Source organism: Streptomyces sp. NPDC048566, assembly GCF_043199735.1.
GTDB lineage: Bacteria > Actinomycetota > Actinomycetes > Streptomycetales > Streptomycetaceae > Streptomyces.
The window spans coordinates 365891-384992 of the sequence record NZ_JBICWL010000002.1; the positions used below are offsets into that span (position 1 = coordinate 365891).

General features: G+C 72.4%; 14 protein-coding genes. 8 read left to right on the forward strand and 6 right to left on the reverse strand.

Annotation, left to right across the window (positions count from 1 at the left end; all coding sequences use genetic code 11):
* Both ACGFS9_RS05475 and ACGFS9_RS05480 read left to right on the forward strand, forming a co-directional pair.
* The gene (locus tag ACGFS9_RS05475; RefSeq protein ID WP_393251001.1) at positions 1 to 1056 is read left to right on the forward strand and encodes an LLM class F420-dependent oxidoreductase; all 1056 of its coding nucleotides are present in this window, start codon (positions 1 to 3) and stop codon (positions 1054 to 1056) included.
* A 259-nt stretch (positions 1057 to 1315) separates the two neighbouring features.
* Positions 1316 to 2104, forward strand: a complete 789-nt coding sequence (locus ACGFS9_RS05480; RefSeq protein WP_393251002.1) for a ferritin-like domain-containing protein — start codon at positions 1316 to 1318, stop codon at positions 2102 to 2104.
* A 25-nt stretch (positions 2105 to 2129) separates the two neighbouring features.
* Here ACGFS9_RS05480 and corA read toward each other — a convergent pair whose 3' ends face one another.
* Entirely contained in the window at positions 2130 to 3128 is a 999-nt protein-coding gene (corA, locus tag ACGFS9_RS05485; protein WP_393251003.1) for a magnesium/cobalt transporter CorA, read from the reverse strand.
* A 98-nt stretch (positions 3129 to 3226) separates the two neighbouring features.
* On the opposite strand from corA, the gene ACGFS9_RS05490 reads away from it, so the two are divergent.
* The 4 genes from ACGFS9_RS05490 (at position 3227) to mshC (ending at position 6756) form a co-directional block, all read left to right on the forward strand.
* A complete protein-coding gene (locus ACGFS9_RS05490) occupies positions 3227 to 3913 on the forward strand; it encodes a histidine phosphatase family protein (RefSeq protein ID WP_393251004.1) in 687 nt (228 codons plus the stop codon).
* Positions 3914 to 4033: 120 nt separating this feature from the next.
* Positions 4034 to 4624: a DUF3090 domain-containing protein gene (locus ACGFS9_RS05495; RefSeq protein ID WP_393251005.1), complete on the forward strand. Its 591-nt coding sequence runs from the start codon at positions 4034 to 4036 to the stop codon at positions 4622 to 4624.
* The gene (locus ACGFS9_RS05500) at positions 4588 to 5415 is read left to right on the forward strand and encodes an SCO1664 family protein (RefSeq protein ID WP_393251006.1); all 828 of its coding nucleotides are present in this window, start codon (positions 4588 to 4590) and stop codon (positions 5413 to 5415) included. Before ACGFS9_RS05495 ends, ACGFS9_RS05500 begins: the two co-directional genes overlap by 37 nt.
* A gap of 111 nt (positions 5416 to 5526) precedes the next feature.
* On the forward strand, positions 5527 to 6756 hold the full coding sequence (mshC, locus tag ACGFS9_RS05505; RefSeq protein WP_393251007.1) for a cysteine--1-D-myo-inosityl 2-amino-2-deoxy-alpha-D-glucopyranoside ligase: 1230 nt from the start codon (positions 5527 to 5529) through the stop codon (positions 6754 to 6756).
* 508 nt (positions 6757 to 7264) lie between these two features.
* On the opposite strand, the gene ACGFS9_RS05510 is transcribed toward mshC, so the two are convergent.
* From ACGFS9_RS05510 to ACGFS9_RS05530, 5 genes are all read right to left on the reverse strand, one after another.
* Positions 7265 to 8422 carry a PAC2 family protein gene (locus ACGFS9_RS05510; protein WP_393251008.1) on the reverse strand — a complete coding sequence of 386 codons (1158 nt, stop codon included), beginning with the start codon at positions 8420 to 8422 and terminating at the stop codon, positions 7265 to 7267.
* A 518-nt stretch (positions 8423 to 8940) separates the two neighbouring features.
* Positions 8941 to 10557: an FAD-dependent oxidoreductase gene (locus tag ACGFS9_RS05515; RefSeq protein WP_393251009.1), complete on the reverse strand. Its 1617-nt coding sequence runs from the start codon at positions 10555 to 10557 to the stop codon at positions 8941 to 8943.
* 18 nt (positions 10558 to 10575) lie between these two features.
* Positions 10576 to 12114: a glycerol kinase GlpK gene (gene glpK / locus ACGFS9_RS05520; protein ID WP_393251010.1), complete on the reverse strand. Its 1539-nt coding sequence runs from the start codon at positions 12112 to 12114 to the stop codon at positions 10576 to 10578.
* A 61-nt stretch (positions 12115 to 12175) separates the two neighbouring features.
* The gene (locus ACGFS9_RS05525; RefSeq protein WP_393251011.1) at positions 12176 to 12967 is read right to left on the reverse strand and encodes an MIP/aquaporin family protein; all 792 of its coding nucleotides are present in this window, start codon (positions 12965 to 12967) and stop codon (positions 12176 to 12178) included.
* 386 nt (positions 12968 to 13353) lie between these two features.
* A complete protein-coding gene (locus ACGFS9_RS05530; protein ID WP_393251012.1) occupies positions 13354 to 14118 on the reverse strand; it encodes an IclR family transcriptional regulator in 765 nt (254 codons plus the stop codon).
* Between the two features lie 281 nt (positions 14119 to 14399).
* Here ACGFS9_RS05530 and metH point away from each other — a divergent pair, with 281 nt between their 5' ends.
* Positions 14400 to 17930: a methionine synthase gene (metH, locus tag ACGFS9_RS05535; RefSeq protein WP_393251013.1), complete on the forward strand. Its 3531-nt coding sequence runs from the start codon at positions 14400 to 14402 to the stop codon at positions 17928 to 17930.
* Between the two features lie 140 nt (positions 17931 to 18070).
* Positions 18071 to 18772, forward strand: a complete 702-nt coding sequence (locus tag ACGFS9_RS05540; RefSeq protein ID WP_393251014.1) for an HAD family hydrolase — start codon at positions 18071 to 18073, stop codon at positions 18770 to 18772.
* The last annotated feature ends 330 nt before the right edge of the window (positions 18773 to 19102 follow it).

Sequence of the window (19102 nt, forward strand, 5' to 3'; positions counted from 1 at the left end):
ATGCAGCTCGGCATCAACCTCGGTTACTGGGGCGCGGGAATGGACGCGGACAATCTCGCCGTGGCCCAGGAGGCCGACCGGCTCGGGTACGCCGTCTGCTGGGCCGCGGAGGCCTACGGGTCCGACGCGGCCACCGTGCTCAGCTGGGTCGCCGCCCAGACCGAGCGCATCGACGTCGGCTCGGCCATCTTCCAGATCCCGGCCCGGCAGCCCGCGATGACGGCGATGACCGCCGCCACCCTCGACTCCCTGTCGGGCGGCCGCTTCCGGCTCGGCCTCGGCGTCTCCGGCCCGCAGGTCTCCGAGGGCTGGTACGGCGTCACGTTCGACAAGCCGCTGTCCCGCACCCGGGAGTACGTGGAGATCGTGCGCAAGGCCATGACGCGCGAGCGGCTGTCGTTCGAGGGCGAGCACTGGACGCTGCCGCTGCCGGGCGGTCCGGGCAAGCCGCTGAAGCTCACGGTGCACCCCGAGCGCGAGCACATTCCGCTGTACATCGCCGCGATCGGCCCGAAGAACCTGGAGCAGACCGGCGAGATCGCCGACGGCGCCCTGCTCATCTTCCCCTCGGCCGAGCACCTTGAGGAGACCGCGGTGGGCCACCTGCGCGCGGGCCGGGCGAAGGCCGGCCTGACCATGGACGGCTTCGACGTCTGCCCGACCCTGCCGCTCGCCCTCGGAGACGACAAGGACGTCCCCGCCCTCGCCGACACGTTCCGCCCCTACACCGCGCTCTACGTCGGCGGCATGGGCAGCCGCAAGCAGAACTTCTACAACCGGCTCGCCCAGCGCATGGGCTACGAGAAGGAGGCCGCCGAGATCCAGGACAAGTACTTGACCGGCGACAAGGAGGGCGCGGCGGCGGCCATCCCGCACGCCCTGATCGACCAGACGACCCTGCTGGGCTCGGTGGACCGCATCGCCGACCGGATGGCCGCGTACGCCGCCGCCGGCGTCACCACGCTCACGCTGGCCCCGGCCGGGTTCACGCTGGACGAGCGGATCGCCGCGCTGCGCGCCGGCTCCGACGCCCTGGAGCGTGCCGGACTGGCCTAGTGCCCTGACCGGAAGGGTTCGCGCACTCTAGCGGGTGGTGCGACGGAGGCCGGGGGAGGTCTGCGGCCGTGGTGGGGGCTCGGGGGGTCTTCCCCGCCACGGCCGTCACGGGGAACAACGCCGCGCGGGGCCGGTGGTTACGCCCCGGCGCCGGGTTTCCCGTCCGTCGTTCGGCGGATTCGTCCGGCGCATCGGTTGCCGGGTCGGCCACGTCCTATTTGACTCGTTTTCTGCGGGCCCCTGCAGAGAGGTGTCAGAGATGCTGTCGGCCAAGAACCTGTTCCAGGAGATCGTCGACCACGACGAGTCGTTCCGCCTCTTCTGCTCCATCGCGGCCGGCGGGGAGGCCCAGGGCGGCTGGGAGAACGCCAGGATCGCCGCGCTGGTCCCCGCGAGCGAACGCGACCTCGCGCCCAGGATCGCCCGCCACGGCGCCGACGAGGACAAGCACGGGCGCATCTTCAACGCGCTGATGAGGAAGCGCGGCCTGGAGCCCGTCGAGGTCCCCGCCGACACCGACTACACGATGCTGCTGGAGCGCCGCGGCATCGGACTGGCGCACAGCAGGCTCAGGGAGGACCGTCCGCTCACCGTGCGGGACCTCGTCACCTACCTGGCCCACAGCCGGGTCACCGAACAGCGCGCCTCCGAGCAGATGCGGCTGCTGCGCAAGCACTTCGCGGACCACCCCGACCTCGGGCGCGCGGTGAAGATGATCTCCAACGACGAGGACAACCACCTCGCCTACTGCCACGAGGAACTGCTGCGGCTCGCCCGCGCCGGGCACGGGCGAGCGATCCGGCGGACGCTGCGGACCTGCGCCCACGCCGAGATCCGCGTCTACCGCGACGTGAGCCTCGCCGTGATGGACCACATGGGGCACATCCTCGGCTGGTCCCGCGCCAGGGCCGCCGCGCTCGCGGCGGGCATCCACGCCGCCCACGTCTACGAGCGGGCCGTGGGCTGGCGCCGCATGGTCTCGCTGAGGATGCCGGAGCGGCGCGGCGCGCTCGACGGACCCGCCGCCACCGCCGCCGAGTTCGCCTGAGCCTCCGCGGCGGCAGCGCCCGGTGCTACAGCCAGCCCCGGCGCTTGAACTGCCGGTACAGCAACACCTCCAGCACGACCATGACCGCCACGACGGCCGGGTACGACCACACCCAGTGGAGTTCGGGCATGTGGTCGAAGTTCATGCCGTAGACGCCCGCGAGCATCGTGGGCACCGCCGCCATGGCGGCCCAGGCGGAGATCTTCCGCATGTCGTCGTTCTGCCGCACGCTCATCTGCGCCAGGTGCGCCGAGAGGATGTCGGACACCAGCCGGTCCAGGCCCTCCACCGACTCGTTGACGCGCGTCAGGTGGTCGTTGACGTCCCGGAAGAAGGGCTGCGCCTCGGTGTTGACGAACGGCACCGCCGCGGTCGCCAGGCCCGGCCCCGACAGCCGGGTCAGCGGCGCCGCCAGCGGCACCGTGGCCCGGCGGAACTCCTGGACCTGCCGCTTGAACGCGTAGATGCGCGAGGCGGTGGTGCGGGAGCCGCCCTGCTGCGGGGAGAAGACCTCCGCCTCCAGCTCCTCCAGGTCGGTGCCCAGCTCGGTGGCCACCTCCAGATAGTGGTCCACCGTGGCGTCCGCGATCGAGTAGAGCACCGCCGTCGGCCCGTGCCGCAGCATCTCGGGGTCCGACTCCAGGCGCCGCCTCACCGCCGCGAGCGGCGACTCCTCGCCGTGCCGCACCGTCACCACGAACGAGTCCCCGAGGAACACCATCACCTCGCCGGAGGAGACGGCGTCGCTCTCGGGCTCGTACGACACCGGCTTCAGCACCATGAAGAGCGAGTCGTCGTAGGTCTCCAGCTTGGGCCGCTGATGCGCCTTGAGGGCGTCCTCCACGGCCAGCGGGTGCAGTCCGAACTCCTCGGTGACCAGGTCGAACTCCCGCTCGGTGGGCTCGTACAGCCCGATCCACACGAAGGCGTCGCCCTCGGCCCGGCACTGGGCGAGAGCGTCGGACAGGTCGTCCGGACCCTCGGTCCGCTTCCCGTCGCGGTAGATGGCGCAGTCGACGATCACGGAGCGCATTCTCCTGTCGTTGTGGCCCCGGCGCACTCCGGCCGCCGCCGTCCACGGCGCGCTCCGGGTCCGCGGACCGTCCGTTTACCCTGGGCCGCATGCCCACCCTGATCCTCGTCCGGCACGGACGTTCCACCGCCAACACCGCGGGACTGCTCGCCGGCTGGACGCCCGGCGTCGCCCTCGACGAGCGCGGCACCCGGCAGGCCGCGGCGCTGCCCGGGCGGCTCGCCGGGCTGCCGATCGCCGAGATCGTCGCCAGTCCTCTGCAACGCTGCCAGGAGACCGTCCGGCCGCTGCGCGAGGCCCGCCCCGAGGTGCCCGCGCACACCGACGAGCGCATCGGCGAGGCCCACTACGGCGACTGGTCCGGCCGCAAACTGGCCGAACTCACCGACGAGCCGCTGATGGAGGTCGTCCAGGCGCACCCCTCCGCCGCCGCGTTCCCGGGCGGCGAGTCGATGCGGGCCATGCAGACCCGGGCCGCCGAGGCGGTGCGCGAGTGGAACGCGCGCGTGGAGCGCGACCACGGCGGCGACGCGGTCTATCTCATGTGCTCGCACGGGGACATCATCAAGGCGCTCGTCGCCGACGCACTCGGGCTTCATCTCGACCTCTTCCAGCGGATCTCCGTAGAACCTTGTTCCATCACCGCGATCCGTTACACCCGGCTGAGGCCGTTTCTCGTGCGGCTCGGGGACACCGGCGACCTCGCGTCCCTCGCGCCCCACGAGGAACGCCCGAGCGGCGACGCCCCGGTGGGGGGTGGTGCGGGCGCACCGTGATCGTCGGCCGCAGTAGGGTGAAGCGGTCGAAGCAGCGCAGTAGTCGTCAGCCAGTTCTCAGCAGCCGATGCGGGACCGCGCGGTCAGCCGGTCCTCATGCCGATCCAATGGAGACAGGACGTGTCCCGTCAGGTGTTCCTCTACGACCCCCCGGACCGCTTCGTGGCCGGTACGGTCGGGTTGCCCGGGCGCCGTACCTTCTTCCTGCAGGCCACCTCGGGGCCCCGGGTGACGAGTGTGGCGCTGGAGAAGACGCAGGTGGCCGCACTCGCCGAGCGGATGGAGGAACTGCTCGACGAGGTCGTGCGGCGCACCGGCGGCAGCGCCCCGGTCCCCGCCGTTGCCCCCACCGAGGTGTCCGACACCGCTCCGCTCGACACCCCCGTCGAGGAGGAGTTCCGTGTCGGCACCATGGCGCTGGCCTGGGACGGCGACGAGCAGCGCATGATCGTCGAGGCGCAGGCCCTCGTCGAGCTGGAGGCGGACTCCGACGAGGACCTCGCCGAGGCGGAGGAGCGGCTCCTCCAGGACGAGGAGAACGGCCCGCCGATGCTCCGCGTCCGCCTCACCGGCGCCCAGGCCCGTGCCTTCGCCAAGCGGGCGCTCGACGTCGTCAACGCCGGCCGCCCGCCCTGCCCGCTGTGCAGCCTCCCGCTCGACCCGGAAGGACACGTATGTCCGCGCCAGAACGGATACCGCCGCGGAGCGTGACGACGGCCGAGCTGCTCGCCCGGGGCGAGCTGACCGTGCGCGGCCGCATCCGCGAGGCGTCGAACGCGGTGCTGCAGTGCTCCGTGTCCTTCGAGGGCCGGGAGGCGCTCTGCGTCTACAAGCCCGTCGCCGGCGAGCGTCCGCTGTGGGACTTCCCCGACGGCACCCTCGCCGGGCGCGAGGTCGCGGCGTACGCGGTGTCGGAGGCGACCGGCTGGGGGCTCGTGCCGCCCACGGTGCTGCGCGACGGCCCCTACGGCGAGGGCATGTGCCAGCTGTGGATCGAGCCCTCGGCGGACGAGGACGGGGACGGGCTCCTCGCGCTCGTGGCGGGGGAGGAGCCGGCCGACGGATGGAAGGCCATCGGGTTCGCCGAGGTCGGTGACGGAGAGACGGCCCTGCTGGTGCACGCCGACGACCCCCGGCTGCGGCGGCTCGCCGTGCTCGACGCGGTGATCAACAACGCCGACCGCAAGGGCGGCCATCTGCTCCCCGCGCCCGGGGGGCGGCTCTACGCCATCGACCACGGCGTCACCTTCAACGCCGAGAACAAGCTGCGGACGCTGCTGTGGGGCTGGGCCGGAGAGCCGCTCACGGACGAGGCGGCGGAGGTCCTCGCCGTGCTGCGGGACGCGCTGGCCCCGGGCGCGCCGCTGGCCACCCGGTTGGCGGAACTGCTCACCGGCGCCGAGACCGAGGCCACGCGCGCGCGGGTGGACGCCCTGCTGGCGTCCGGCCGGCACCCGGAGCCCGGTGGCGCGTGGCCCGCCATTCCCTGGCCGCCGGTGTAGCGGCACCCGGCCGCGGCACCCGCGGCGGCCGGGCCGGCGCAAGAGGGCCTTCCCGGCCAACCGGGGCCGCCCGGTTCGTATGCGGAAGGTCCGTCCGGTTAGTCTCAAGGCATGCATGCCTGGCCCGCTTCCGACGTCCCCGCCCTGCCCGGTGAGGGCCGCGACCTCCGGATCCACGACACCGCGACGGGTGGCCTCGTCACCCTCCGCCCCGGTCCCGTCGCCCGTATCTACGTCTGCGGCATCACGCCCTACGACGCGACCCACATGGGGCACGCGGCCACCTACACCGCGTTCGACCTCGTGCAGCGCGTGTGGCTCGACACCAAGCGGCAGGTCCACTACGTCCAGAACGTGACCGACGTCGACGATCCGCTGCTGGAGCGGGCCGAGCGCGACGGCGTCGACTGGGTGGGGCTCGCGGAGAAGGAGACCGCCCTGTTCCGCGAGGACATGACCGCCCTGCGGATGCTCCCGCCGCAGCACTACATAGGCGCCGTCGAGGCCATACCCGGCATCGTGCCGCTCGTCGAGCGGCTGCGGGACGCCGGGGCGGCCTACGAACTGGACGGCGACGTCTACTTCTCCGTCGAGTCGGACCCCGACTTCGGCAAGGTCTCCGGCCTGGACGCCGCGACGATGCGGCGGCTCTCCGCCGAGCGCGGCGGCGACCCGGACCGGGCCGGCAAGAAGAACCCCCTCGACCCGATGCTGTGGATGGCCGCCCGCGAGGGCGAGCCGAGCTGGGACGGCGGCTCGCTGGGCCGGGGACGTCCCGGCTGGCACATCGAGTGCGTCGCCATCGCCCTCGACCACCTCGGCATGGGCTTCGACGTGCAGGGCGGCGGCTCCGACCTCGCCTTCCCGCACCACGAGATGGGCGCCTCGCACGCCCAGGTGCTGACCGGCGAGTTCCCGATGGCCAAGGCGTACGTGCACGCGGGCATGGTCGCCCTCGACGGCGAGAAGATGTCGAAGTCGAAGGGCAACCTCGTCTTCGTCTCCGCGCTGCGGCGCGAGGGCGTCGACCCCGCCGCGATCCGCCTGGCGCTCCTCGCGCACCACTACCGTGCCGACTGGGAGTGGACGGACGCCGTCCTCGCCGAGGCGGTCGCCCGGCTGGAGGACTGGCGGGCCGCCGTCTCGCGCCCCGACGGCCCGCCGGCCGAGGCCCTCGTCGACGAGATCCGCGCAGCCCTCGCGAACGACCTGGACGCCCCCGCCGCGCTCGCCGCGGTCGATCGCTGGGCGGCGCTCCAGCACGCCGTCGGCGGTACGGACGAAGGGGCCCCGGGCATCGTCTCGCGCGCGGTGGACGCTCTCCTGGGCGTCGCGCTGTAACGCATCGGACGCGGAGACGGGCGACGGGCGCACTCCGCGCCCGTCGCCCGTCTCCGCCTGCGGACACCCGGCCGGGCAGCCGCGCTTCCGGGGCCGGCCCCCGGCGTCCGGCCGCCGCCCGTGCCCGGGGACGCTCCTTTCGAGGTCCGGCCGCGCTCACCTGGGTGGACGCTCGACGCGCACGGCCCTGACACCCCGTCGCCCCCGTGCGCGACCCGGATCGACCGGACACGGCGGGGCCGGGGCACGGCCTCCCGCGTCGCGAGCCGCGGCCGGTGCGCCGGACGGCGCGGTGCCGGCCCGCTCGACGGGGCGAGGCCCGGCACCCGGCGGACATCGCCGCCGAGCAGTTCCCCGTCGACCGAGGGGCCCTCGACACGGCCTCCGCCTACCGGTGTGTCGTGCCCCGCGGGCCGCGAGAGGCCGCGAGAGGGCGCGGGAGACGCGGTGACCGGCGCGGCCGGGGGCCACGCCGGGCCCGGCCGCCCGTCCTGCGTCGCCGGGTCGCTCAGTCCTCGGTAGAGCCCGGCGCATCGGAGGGCCCGGAGGAATCGGAGGGGTCGGAGGACTCCGGCGGCTCCGCCGGTGCCGGACGCCCGGCACCGCCCTCGGCGTCCGCCGCGCCGCCCCGGGCGGCGGAACCGGGGGCACCGCCCGTCTCGGTCCCCTTCGCCGGCTCCGCGTCGGACCCGGCGTTGCGCGGGGCGTCGGACTCGGGCCGCGGGGGCATCGGGGGCCGGGCCCGTCCGCCGGGCGCGCCGGGTGTGTCGCGGAGGTAGGACTCGCCGCTCTCCGTCGCGTGGCCGCCGGGCCCGGCGGACGGGCCGCCGTCCCTGCGGCGCAGGTAGCGCTCGAACTCCCGCGCGATCGCCTCGCCCGACGCCTCGGGCAGTTCGGCGGTGTCCCGCGCCTCCTCCAGGGTCTGCACGTACTCGGCGACCTCGCTGTCCTCGGCGGCGAGCTGATCGACGCCGAGCTGCCAGGCCCGCGCGTCCTCCGCCAGCTCGCCCAGCGGGATGCGCAGGCCGATGAGGTCCTCCAGGCGGTTCAGCAGGGCCAGCGTCGCCTTGGGGTTGGGCGGCTGCGACACGTAGTGCGGGACGGCCGCCCAGAGCGAGACGGCGGGCACGCCCGCGTGCGTGCAGGCCTCCTGGAGGATGCCGACGATGCCCGTGGGGCCCTCGTACTTGGTCTCCTCCAGGTCCATCGTGCGCGCCAGGTCGGCGTCGGAGGTGACACCGCTGACCGGCACCGGGCGGGTGTGCGGGGTGTCGCCGAGCAGCGCACCCATGATCACCACCAGTTCGACGCCCAGTTCGTGGGCGAACCCGAGGAGTTCGTTGCAGAACGAGCGCCAGCGCATCGACGGCTCGATACCGCGGACCAGCACCAGATCGCGGGGCTTCTCCCCGCCCACCCGGACCACCGACAGACGCGTGGTGGGCCAGGTGATCTTGCGGACACCGCCGTCCAGCCACACGGTGGGCCGGTTGACCTGGAAGTCGTAGTAGTCCTCGGCGTCCAGCGCCGCGAACACCTCGCCCTTCCACTCCCTGTCCAGGTGCGCGACCGCGGTGGAGGCGGCGTCGCCGGCGTCGTTCCAGCCCTCGAACGCGGCCACCATGACTGGGTCGATCAGCTCGGGAACCCCCTCCAGCTCGATCACCCAGCGCCTCCTTCCGATGTGCCCTCGCCTACGCCTCAACCTTACGGCGTGCCGAGGGGGCCTCCGCAGCCCCCTGGTGTGGGGAACTGCACGGATCACTGCCCCGTCCCGCGCCCCGGAACACGCCGGATCGCCGGACCGGACGATCCGTCAGCCGGCGGAGCCCTTCCCGGTCGACGCGCCCGTGCGACGACGTCCCCGCCCCATGTCGTGCCCGATCCCGGCGGGCCGGGCGCGGGGGAGGGCGCGGGCGCCGCGCGGCGCCCGGCCACTCGGCCGGGCGACGAGGGGAACGCCTGCGCGGCTTCCCGGGGGAGGGCGTCCGGGGGCGCTGGTCCGGCGCCACCGGCGGGGTCCGGGGCCTTGGTCTCCCGCCCGCGGCGCGGCGGGCGGCGGGGGCACCCGGTGCCCGGGCGGCCTCCGGCGGACCGGGACCCGCGGTACGCCGCAGGGGCGGCGCCCTTGCGGGCGCCGCCCCTCGTCGCGGGTCGCGGGCCGCTCTCCGGCGGCCCGCCCGGCTACTTCCGGTCGAGCACGTCCTGCACCCGGCTGCGGACGTCGTCCGTCGCCAGGCCGCGGATGGTCAGCGTCGTCCGGCGGCGCAGCACGTCGTCCGCCGTCTCGGCCCACTCGTTGTCGCGGGCGTAGACGACCTGGGCCCAGATCTCCGGGGCGTCCGGGTGGACGCGCTCGGCGAGTTCGGGGTTCTCGTTCGCCAGCCGGGCGATGTCGAAGGCGAGCGAGCCGTAGTGCGTCGACAGGTGGCGGGCGGTGTCGGCGGCCATCCGCGGGCCCGGTGCCGGGCCGTCCACCAGGAGACGGTGGGCGACGGCCCGGGGGTTGGCGACGCCGGGCAGCGGCAGCTTCCTCGGCAGCTCGGAGATCGGCTCGAAGTCCTCGCCCAGCGGGTGGCCGGGCAGCGACTCCAGCTTCTTCATGACCGTGCGGCCGATGTGGCGGAACGTGGTCCACTTGCCGCCCGCGACGGAGAGCATGCCGCCCCGGCCCTCGGTGACGACCGTCTCCCGCTTGGCCTTCGAGGTGTCGCCGGGGCCGCCCGGCAGCACCCGCAGACCGGCGAAGGAGTAGGTGATCAGGTCGCGGTCGAGCTGCTGGTCGCGGATGGAGAACGCGGCCTCGTCGAGGATCTGGGTGATGTCCCGGTCGTTGACCGCGACCTCGCCCGGGTCGCCCTCGTACTCCTCGTCGGTCGTGCCGAGCAGCAGCATGTCCTCCCAGGGGAGGGCGAAGGTGATGCGGTACTTGTCGATCGGGGTGGCGAGCGCGGCCTTCCACGGTGCCGTCCGCTTCAGGACGAGGTGCGCGCCCTTGGACAGGCGGATGGACGGGGCCGCGTTCGCGTCCTCCATCCGGCGCAGGTGGTCGACCCACGGGCCGGTCGCGTTCAGCACCAGCCGCGCGTCCACGCCGAACTCGTCGCCGGACAGCCGGTCCCGCAGTTCGGCACCGGTGACCCGGCCCCGGGTGAAGCGCAGGCCGGTGACCTCGGCGTGGTTGAGCACCGCGGCGCCGGACTCGACGGCCGCGCGGACCGTCATCAGCGCCATGCGGGAGTCGTTCATCTGGTCGTCGCCGTACACGGCGACGGCCTTGAGGTTGTCGGTGCGCAGCTCCGGCACGTCCTGCGCGGCCTTCGCGGGGCTCAGCAGGTGGCCGACGCCGTCGCCGAAGGCGGAGAGGGCGGAGTAGGCGAAGACGCCCGCTCCGAGCTTCGCGGCGCCGTGCGGCCCGCCCTTGTACACGGGCAGGTAGAAGGTGAGCGGGTTCGCCAGGTGGGGGGCCACCTGGCGGGAGACCGCACGGCGCTCGAAGTGGTTCTCCGCCACCAGCTTCACCGCGCCGGTCTGCAGGTAGCGCAGACCGCCGTGGAGGAGCTTGGAGGAGGCGGAGGAGGTGGCGCCGGCGAAGTCGCCGGCGTCGACCAGGGCCACCCGCAGACCGGACTGCGCGGCGTGCCAGGCGGTGGAGATGCCCAGGATGCCGCCGCCGATCACGAGGAGGTCGTACGTCGCCTTGGAGAGCTGCTCCCGGGTCTCGGCGCGGCTCGGGTTGGAGCCGGAGGCCGGGTGCGTACCGAGGGCAGGCACGGACTGCAGGGTGGACTGGCTGGTCATTGCGGGTCTAACTCCTCGTCAGTTCTCTTCTTCGATCCAGCCCATGGTCCGTTCCACGGCCTTGAGCCAGCTCTTGTACTCACGGTCGCGGACGTCCGCGGCCATGTTGGGGGTCCATTCCGCCGCCCGGCGCCAGTTGGCGCGCAGGTCCTCGGTGTTGGTCCAGAAGCCGACGGCGAGACCGGCGGCGTAGGCGGCGCCGAGGCAGGTGGTCTCGGCGACCATCGGACGCACCACGGGGGCGTCCAGGACGTCGGCCAGGGTCTGCATCAGCAGGTTGTTGGAGGTCATGCCGCCGTCGACCTTGAGCGCCGTGAGCTCGACGCCGGAGTCCTTGGTCATGGCGTCGCTGATCTCACGGGTCTGCCAGGCCGTGGCCTCCAGCACGGCGCGCGCGATGTGCGCCTTGGTGACGTACCGGGTCAGTCCGGCGATCACACCGCGGGCGTCGGGGCGCCAGTACGGGGCGAACAGGCCGGAGAAGGCCGGGACGAAGTAGGCGCCGCCGTTGTCCTCGACCGAGGACGCGAGCGTCTCGATCTCGGCGGCGGACTTGATCAGGCCCATCTGGTCGCGCATCCACTGCACCAGCGAGCCGGTGACCGCGATGGAGCCTTCCAGGGCGTAGACCGGCTGCTGGTCGCCGATCCGGTAGCCGACCGTGGTCAGCAGCCCGGAGTAGGAGTTGATGATCTTGTCGCCGGTGTTCATCAGCATGAACGTGCCGGTGCCGTAGGTCGACTTGGCCTCGCCCTCGGAGAAGCAGGTCTGGCCGAACAGGGCCGCCTGCTGGTCGCCGAGCGCGGAGGCGACCGGGATGCCGCCGAGCAGCTCGCCCAGGGCGCCGCCGCCGACCTCGCCGTACACCTCGGCGGAGGAGCGGATCTCGGGCAGCATCGCCATCGGGACGCCGATGGACTCGGCGATCTTCTCGTCCCAGGCGAGGGTGTGCAGGTTCATCAGCATGGTGCGGGAGGCGTTGGTCACGTCGGTGACGTGCTTGCCGCCGTTCACCCCGCCGGTGAGGTTCCAGATGACCCAGCTGTCCATGGTGCCGAAGAGGATGTCCCCGGCCTCGGCGCGCTCGCGCAGGCCCTCGACGTTGTCGAGCAGCCAGCGGGCCTTGGGGCCGGCGAAGTAGGACGCGAGGGGGAGGCCGGTCTCGCGGCGGAAGCGGTCCTGCCCGACGTTGCGGCCCAGTTCGCGGCACAGGGCGTCGGTGCGGGTGTCCTGCCACACCAGCGCGTTGTGGACGGGCTCGCCGGTGTTCTTGTCCCACAGCAGCGTGGTCTCGCGCTGGTTGGTGATGCCGATGGCCTTGATGTCGTCCCGGGTGATGCCGGCCTTGGACACGGCTCCGGCGACGACCTCCTGGACGTTGGTCCAGATCTCCGCGGCGTCGTGCTCGACCCAGCCCGGCTTCGGGAAGATCTGCTCGTGCTCCTTCTGGTCGACGGAGACGATGCGGCCGTCGCGGTCGAAGACGATGCAGCGGGACGAGGTGGTGCCCTGGTCGATGGCGGCGATGAAGGGGCCTGCGGTGTGGGCGTCGGTCACGATGTGCTCCGTAGCTCTCGGGTGGCGTTCTCAGACGTGGTGACGAGGTGCGGCCGTCGTGTCACTTGAAGGCGAGGTTGTACAGGCCGCCGGCTATCGCGCCGCCGACGAGCGGTCCGGCCACCGGGATCCAGGCGTAGCTCCAGTCCGAGCCGCCCTTGTTCGGCAGCGGCAGCAAGGCGTGGACGATACGCGGACCCAGGTCGCGGACCGGGTTGATGGCGTAGCCGGTCGGACCGCCGAGCGAGAGGCCGATCCCCACGACGACCAGGGAGGTCACCAGGGCGCCGAGGACGCCGAGCCCGTTGCCGTTGTCGTTCAGGCCTTGGGTGAGGATCGCGAGGACCAGGACGACGGTGGCGATGATCTCCGTCGCGAGGTTCTGCACCGCGTTGCGGATCTCCGGGCCGGTGGAGAAGATGCCGAGCACCGGACCGGCCTTCGGCGCGGCCTTCTGGTCGACCAGACCCTCCTCGGCCGGCTGCTCGGCCAGGATCTCCGGGTCGGTCAGGTGCGCCCGGAACTGTCCGTAGTACGTGATCCAGACCAGGACCGCGCCGATCATCGCGCCGAGGAGCTGCGAGCCGAGGTAGAGCGGCACGTCGCTCCACTTGGTCCCGCCCTCGATCGCGAGACCGATGGTCACCGCCGGGTTCAGATGGGCGCCGGAGACCCCGCCCGCGAGATAGGCGCCGGTCAGGACCGCGAAGCCCCAGCCGAACGTGATCGCGAGCCAGCCGGCGTTCTGCGCCTTCGAGCGCTTGAGAGTGACGGCGGCGCAGACGCCGCCGCCGAGCAGGATGAGCATGGCGGTACCGATGGTCTCGCCGATGAAGATGTCGGAGCTGGACACCCGCGACTCCTTTGTCCTTCGTCCAGGGGAAGCCGAACCCCGGGTCCCACCGGTGGTTCGTGCTCTCAGGGGGTGAGAGCGTCTCGGCCCTGGCATTGCCACACTCTAACGCTTATTGCCGGTAGGTGTTCGACAATGCCGACCGATGGACGGGAGTCTTGCTCTCGCGTTACCAGCTCGTCAAGGGTCCTGTAGTCGAAAACACGATCGTTATTGATCCCTGTGTGTGACCGGTGTCCGGTCGACTGCCGGAGCGGCTCCGCGCGCCCGCCGCCGGGGGTCCGGCGGTGCTCCGGGCCCCGGCCGGCCCGCGGGCACACGGAAGGCCGGGAGACCCTCGGTCTCCCGGCCTCGTCCCGTGCGGGCCCGCCCCGGCCCGGCGCGCCTCAGAACCGCCCGGCGCCCAGGTCCCGCGACACCGCGCGGGCGCAGTCGCGGACCGCGGCGATCAGGTCGGGGCGCAGCTCCCCGTCCTTGCAGACCCGCTCCACGGCACCGGTGATCCCCACCGCGCCGACCGGCATCCGCCGCCGGTTGTGGATCGGGGCGGCGACGGAGGCCACCCCGGTCCAGGTCTCCTCCACGTCGGCCGCGTACCCCCGCGCCCGGGTGAGGTCGAGGACACCCTCGAACTCCTCCAGCCCGCCGACCGTCCGCGGGGTGAACGCGGTGCGCTCCACCTCCAGGACCTCGCTGTGCGCCACCGGGTCGTAGGCCGACAGCACCTTGCCGAGGGCCGTGGAGTGCAGCGGCTGCATCGCGCCGACCTCCAGCACCTGGCGGCTGTCGTCGGGGCGGAAGACGTGGTGCACGATCAGGACGCCCTGCTGGTGCAGGACGCCCAGGTAGACGCTCTCGCCGCTGGAACGGGCCAGGTCGTCGGTCCACACCAGGGCGCGCGCCCGCAGTTCGTGCACGTCGAGATAGGTGGTGCCCAGCCGCAGCAGCTCGGCGCCCAGCTGGTACCGGCCGGAGGTCGCGTCCTGTTCGACGAACCCCTCCTGCTGGAGCGTGCGCAGGATGCCGTGGGCCGTACCCTTGGCGAGGCCCAGCGAGGAGGCGATGTCCGACAGCCCGAGCTGACGCTCACCGCCCGCGAGCAGCCGCAGCATCGCCGCCGCCCGTTCGAGCGACTGGATGTTCCGTGCCATCGCCGTGCTGCCTCCGTCCCCTTCGGCCGTCGGCGTGCGCCTGGTCGCAACCGTTCGGCAATGCCGAACACTACCCGTCGTAGCCGGGCTCTCGCCAATGGGTGGTCGCCACATGTTCCGGGCATCTCCACACGACCGTCACCCGGGCGCCCCGCGCCACGCCCGTGCGTCCGTCCCGTGGACGCCCCGACCGATCTCCGGTGCTCCGGGCTACGCTGACGGCGTGCGCCTTCCACGGGAAGCGCAAAGCCGACAGCCGTCGCACTCCAGGGAGCACCTTCATGGCCTCGTTGCCGAACCCGTCCCTTTCGTCCGGTACCGCGGAGGGCCGCAGGCGAACCGACGCACTCCGCGAGGCGCTCGCCACCCGGGTGGTGGTGGCCGACGGTGCCATGGGCACGATGCTTCAGGCGCAGGACCCCACGCTCGACGACTTCGAGAACCTCGAGGGCTGCAACGAGATCCTGAACGTCACCCGCCCGGACATCGTCCGCTCCGTCCACGAGGCGTACTTCGCGGTGGGCGTCGACTGCGTCGAGACCAACACCTTCGGCGCGAACCACTCCGCGATGGCCGAGTACGACATCCCCGAGCGCGTCCACGAGCTGTCCGAGGCCGGCGCCCGGCTCGCCCGCGAGGTCGCCGACGAGTTCGGCGCCCGGGACGGCCGCCAGCGCTGGGTCCTCGGCTCCATCGGCCCCGGCACGAAGCTCCCCACGCTCGGCCACGTCGGCTACGGGACCCTCCGCGACGGCTTCCAGGCCAACGCCGAGGGCCTGCTCGCCGGCGGCGCCGACGCGCTGATCGTCGAGACCACCCAGGACCTGCTGCAGACGAAGTCCTCCGTCCTCGGCGCCCACCGCGCCATGGAGGCCACCGGCGTCCGGGTGCCGCTGCTCGTCTCGATGGCGTTCGAGACGACCGGCACCATGCTGCTGGGCTCCGAGATCGGCGCCGCGCTCACCGCGCTGGAGCCGCTCGGCATCGACATGATCGGCCTGAACTGCTCCACCGGCCCGGCCGAGATGAGCGAGCACCTGCGCTACCTGACCCGGCACTCCCGCATCCCGCTCCTGTGCATGCCCAACGCCGGCCTGCCCGTCCTGACCAAGGACGGCGCGCACTTCCCGCTCGACGCCGAGGGCCTCGCCGACGCCCAGGAGAACTTCGTCCGCGACTACGGGCTGTCCCTGGTCGGCGGCTGCTGCGGCACGACGCCGGAGCACCTGCGGCAACTGGTGGAGCGCGTCGACGGCGCGACGCCCGGAGCGCGCGACCCGCACCCCGAGCCCGGCGCCGCCTCGCTCTACCAGACCGTCCCCTTCCGCCAGGACACCGCCTACCTGGCCATCGGCGAGCGCACCAACGCCAACGGATCGAAGAAGTTCCGCGAGGCCATGCTGGACGGCCGCTGGGACGACTGCGTGGAGATGGCGCGCGACCAGATCCGCGAGGGCGCGCACATGCTCGACCTGTGCGTCGACTACGTCGGCCGGGACGGCGTCGCGGACATGGACGAACTGGCCGGACGCTTCGCCACCGCCTCCACCCTGCCGATCGTGCTGGACTCCACCGAGGTCCCCGTCATCCAGGCGGGCCTGGAGCGGCTCGGCGGCCGCGCGGTCATCAACTCCGTCAACTACGAGGACGGCGACGGGCCCGACTCGCGGTTCGCGAAGGTCACCCGCCTCGCCCGGGAGCACGGCGCGGCCCTGATCGCGCTGACGATCGACGAGGAGGGCCAGGCCCGGACCGTCGAGAACAAGGTCGCCATCGCCGAGCGGCTCATCGACGACCTCACGGGCAACTGGGGCATCCACGAGTCCGACATCCTCATCGACACCCTGACCTTCACCATCTGCACCGGCCAGGAGGAGTCCCGCAAGGACGGCATCGCGACGATCGAGGCGATCCGCGAGCTCAAGCGCCGCCGGCCGGACGTGCAGACCACGCTCGGCCTGTCGAACATCTCCTTCGGCCTCAACCCGGCCGCGCGCATCCTGCTGAACTCGGTCTTCCTCGACGAGTGCGTCAAGGCCGGACTGGACTCCGCGATCGTGCACGCGTCCAAGATCCTTCCGATCGCCCGGTTCAGCGAGGAGGAGGTCGCCACCGCCCTCGACCTGATCCACGACCGCCGCTCCGAGGGCTACGACCCGCTGCAGAAGCTGATGGCCCTGTTCGAGGGCGCCACCACCAAGTCGCTCAAGGCGGGCAAGGCCGAGGAACTGGCCGCGCTGCCCCTGGACGAGCGCCTCAAGCGGCGGATCATCGACGGCGAGAAGAACGGCCTGGAGCGCGACCTCGACGCCGCGCTCGCAGAACGGCCCGCCCTCGACATCGTCAACGCCACCCTGCTCGACGGCATGAAGGTCGTGGGCGAGCTGTTCGGTTCCGGCCAGATGCAGCTGCCGTTCGTGCTCCAGTCCGCGGAGGTCATGAAGGCGGCCGTCGCCTACCTGGAACCGCACATGGAGAAGTCCGACGCCGAGGGCAAGGGCACCATCGTCCTCGCCACCGTGCGCGGCGACGTCCACGACATCGGCAAGAACCTCGTCGACATCATCCTGTCGAACAACGGCTACAACGTGGTCAACCTCGGCATCAAGCAGCCGGTCTCCGCGATCCTGGACGCCGCGGAGGAGCACCGGGCCGACGTCATCGGCATGTCCGGCCTCCTCGTCAAGTCCACCGTGATCATGAAGGAGAACCTGGAGGAGCTGAACCAGCGCGGCCTGTCCGCGGACTACCCCGTCATCCTCGGCGGCGCCGCCCTGACCCGGGCCTACGTCGAACAGGACCTGCACGAGATCTACCAGGGCGAGGTGCGCTACGCCCGGGACGCCTTCGAGGGCCTGCGCCTGATGGACGCGCTGATCGGCGTCAAGCGGGGGGTGCCCGGAGCCGCCCTGCCCGAGCTGAAGCAGCGCCGGGTGCGGGCCGCCGCGGAGACGGCCGTGGTCGAGGAGCGCCCCGAGGAGGGCCACGTCCGCTCCGACGTCTCCACCGACAACCCGGTGCCCTCGGCGCCCTTCACCGGCACCCGTGTCATCAAGGGCATCCAGCTCAAGGAGTACGCCTCCTGGCTGGACGAGGGCGCCCTGTTCAAGGGCCAGTGGGGCCTCAAGCAGGCCCGCGCCGGCGACGGCCCGAGCTACGAGGACCTGGTCGAGACCGAGGGCCGGCCCCGGCTGCGCGGACTGCTCGACCGGCTGCAGACCGACAACCTGCTGGAGGCGGCGGTCGTCTACGGCTACTTCCCGTGCGTGGCCAAGGACGACGACCTGATCATCCTGGACGAGCGGGGCAACGAGCGGACCCGCTTCAGCTTCCCCCGCCAGCGCCGCGGGCGCCGGCTGTGCCTCGCCGACTTCTTCCGCCCCGAGGAATCGGGGGAGACCGACGTCGTCGGCTTCCAGGTCGTCACCGTGGGCTCGCGCATCGGCGAGGAGACCGCCAAGCTCTTCGAGGCCAACGCCTACCGCGACTACCTCGAACTGCACGGCCTGTCCGTCCAGCTCGCCGAGGCGCTGGCGGAGTACTGGCACGCCCGCGTGCGCTCCGAACTGGGCTTCGCGGGGGAGGACCCCGCCGAGATCGAGGACATGTTCGCCCTGAGGTACCGCGGCGCCCGCTTCTCGCTCGGCTACGGCGCCTGCCCCAACCTGGAGGACCGCGCCAAGATCGCGGACCTGCTCCGGCCCGAGCGCATCGGTGTCCACCTCTCCGAGGAGTTCCAGCTGCACCCGGAGCAGTCCACCGACGCCATCGTCATCCACCACCCGGAGGCGAAGTACTTCAACGCACGGTGAGCGTGCCGGCGCGCTGCGGCACCCGCTCCCGCGCACATTGATCGGATACGTCGTACACTGGTCGGTCCACCGCAGGCCGGTTGTCCCTTGCACGCAGAAGGGACGACCGGCCTGATCGTCCCTCAAGGAGGTGCGCCAGGATGACCAGCACGGTCCCCGCGCTCGGAACCCGTACGGCCGAGGGCTCCGCCCTGCAGGCCGTTCTCCTCGACATGGACGGAACCCTGGTCGACACCGAGGGATTCTGGTGGGACGTGGAGGTCGAGGTCTTCCGGACCCTCGGGCACGTCCTGGACGAGTCGTGGCGGCACGTCGTGGTCGGCGGCCCCATGACCCGCAGCGCCGGATTCCTCATCGAGGCCACGGGTGCCGACATCACGCTCGCCGAGCTGTCCGTGCTGCTCAACGATGGTTTCGAGAGCCGCATCGGCCATTCCCTGCCGCTGATGCCGGGCGCGTCCAGACTGCTCGCCGAACTCGCGGCGCACGAGATCCCCACGGCCCTGGTCTCCGCCTCGCACCGGCGGATCATCGACCGGGTCCTCGGCTCCATCGGCTCTCACTTCTTCACCCTGACCGTCGCGGGCGACGAGGTGGAGCGGACCAAGCCGTTCCCCGACCCGTATCTGCTCGCCGCCGCCGGGCTCGGCGCCGAACCCGGGCGCTGCGCCGTCGTCGAGGACACCGCGACCGGTGTCGCCGCCGCCGAGGCCGCCGGCTGCCACGTGGTCGCCGTCCCCTCGGTCGCCCCGATCGCGCCGGCGACCCGCCGCACGGTGGTCGGCTCCCTGGAGGAGGTCGACCTCCCCTTCCTGCACGGGCTGATGGCGCAGACGCGCTAGGTGTTCACCCGGAGTGCCCGGCGGCGTCACTCCGGGTGCCGGGACGGCCACCCGCAGGCGGTACCGGGCATCGCTGTGGTAAGCGCGGGCGAGGGGTTCGGTGGGGCGCAATGCGGCGGATGGCCGAATTCCAGTCCCCTCCGGCCGAGTTGACACTGTGATGTTCGTCACTCGATGGAGGGTCGACAGGGGGACCGACTTGTGTGTTGACCGCCCATTCGTGCGGGCCCGGCGGGCCCTTGTGTCCCGTTTGGTGGAACGCTGCACGAATCCTTCCCGTGTCGGGTTATCGGTGCGTCCGCGCCCGGTTTCGCAGCGTGAGCGCACCGC

Excerpts from the sequence above, each read along its gene's own strand:
- ACGFS9_RS05475 (WP_393251001.1), top strand. The coding sequence starts at position 1 with ATGCAGCTCGGCATCAACCTCGGTTACTGGGGCGCGGGAATGGACGCG.
- ACGFS9_RS05480 (WP_393251002.1), top strand. The coding sequence starts at position 1,316 with ATGCTGTCGGCCAAGAACCTGTTCCAGGAGATCGTCGACCACGACGAG.
- ACGFS9_RS05490 (WP_393251004.1), top strand. The coding sequence starts at position 3,227 with ATGCCCACCCTGATCCTCGTCCGGCACGGACGTTCCACCGCCAACACC.
- ACGFS9_RS05500 (WP_393251006.1), top strand. The coding sequence starts at position 4,588 with ATGTCCGCGCCAGAACGGATACCGCCGCGGAGCGTGACGACGGCCGAG.
- mshC (WP_393251007.1), top strand. The coding sequence starts at position 5,527 with ATGCATGCCTGGCCCGCTTCCGACGTCCCCGCCCTGCCCGGTGAGGGC.
- ACGFS9_RS05515 (WP_393251009.1), bottom strand. The coding sequence starts at position 10,557 with ATGACCAGCCAGTCCACCCTGCAGTCCGTGCCTGCCCTCGGTACGCAC.
- ACGFS9_RS05530 (WP_393251012.1), bottom strand. The coding sequence starts at position 14,118 with ATGGCACGGAACATCCAGTCGCTCGAACGGGCGGCGGCGATGCTGCGG.
- metH (WP_393251013.1), top strand. The coding sequence starts at position 14,400 with ATGGCCTCGTTGCCGAACCCGTCCCTTTCGTCCGGTACCGCGGAGGGC.
- ACGFS9_RS05540 (WP_393251014.1), top strand. The coding sequence starts at position 18,071 with ATGACCAGCACGGTCCCCGCGCTCGGAACCCGTACGGCCGAGGGCTCC.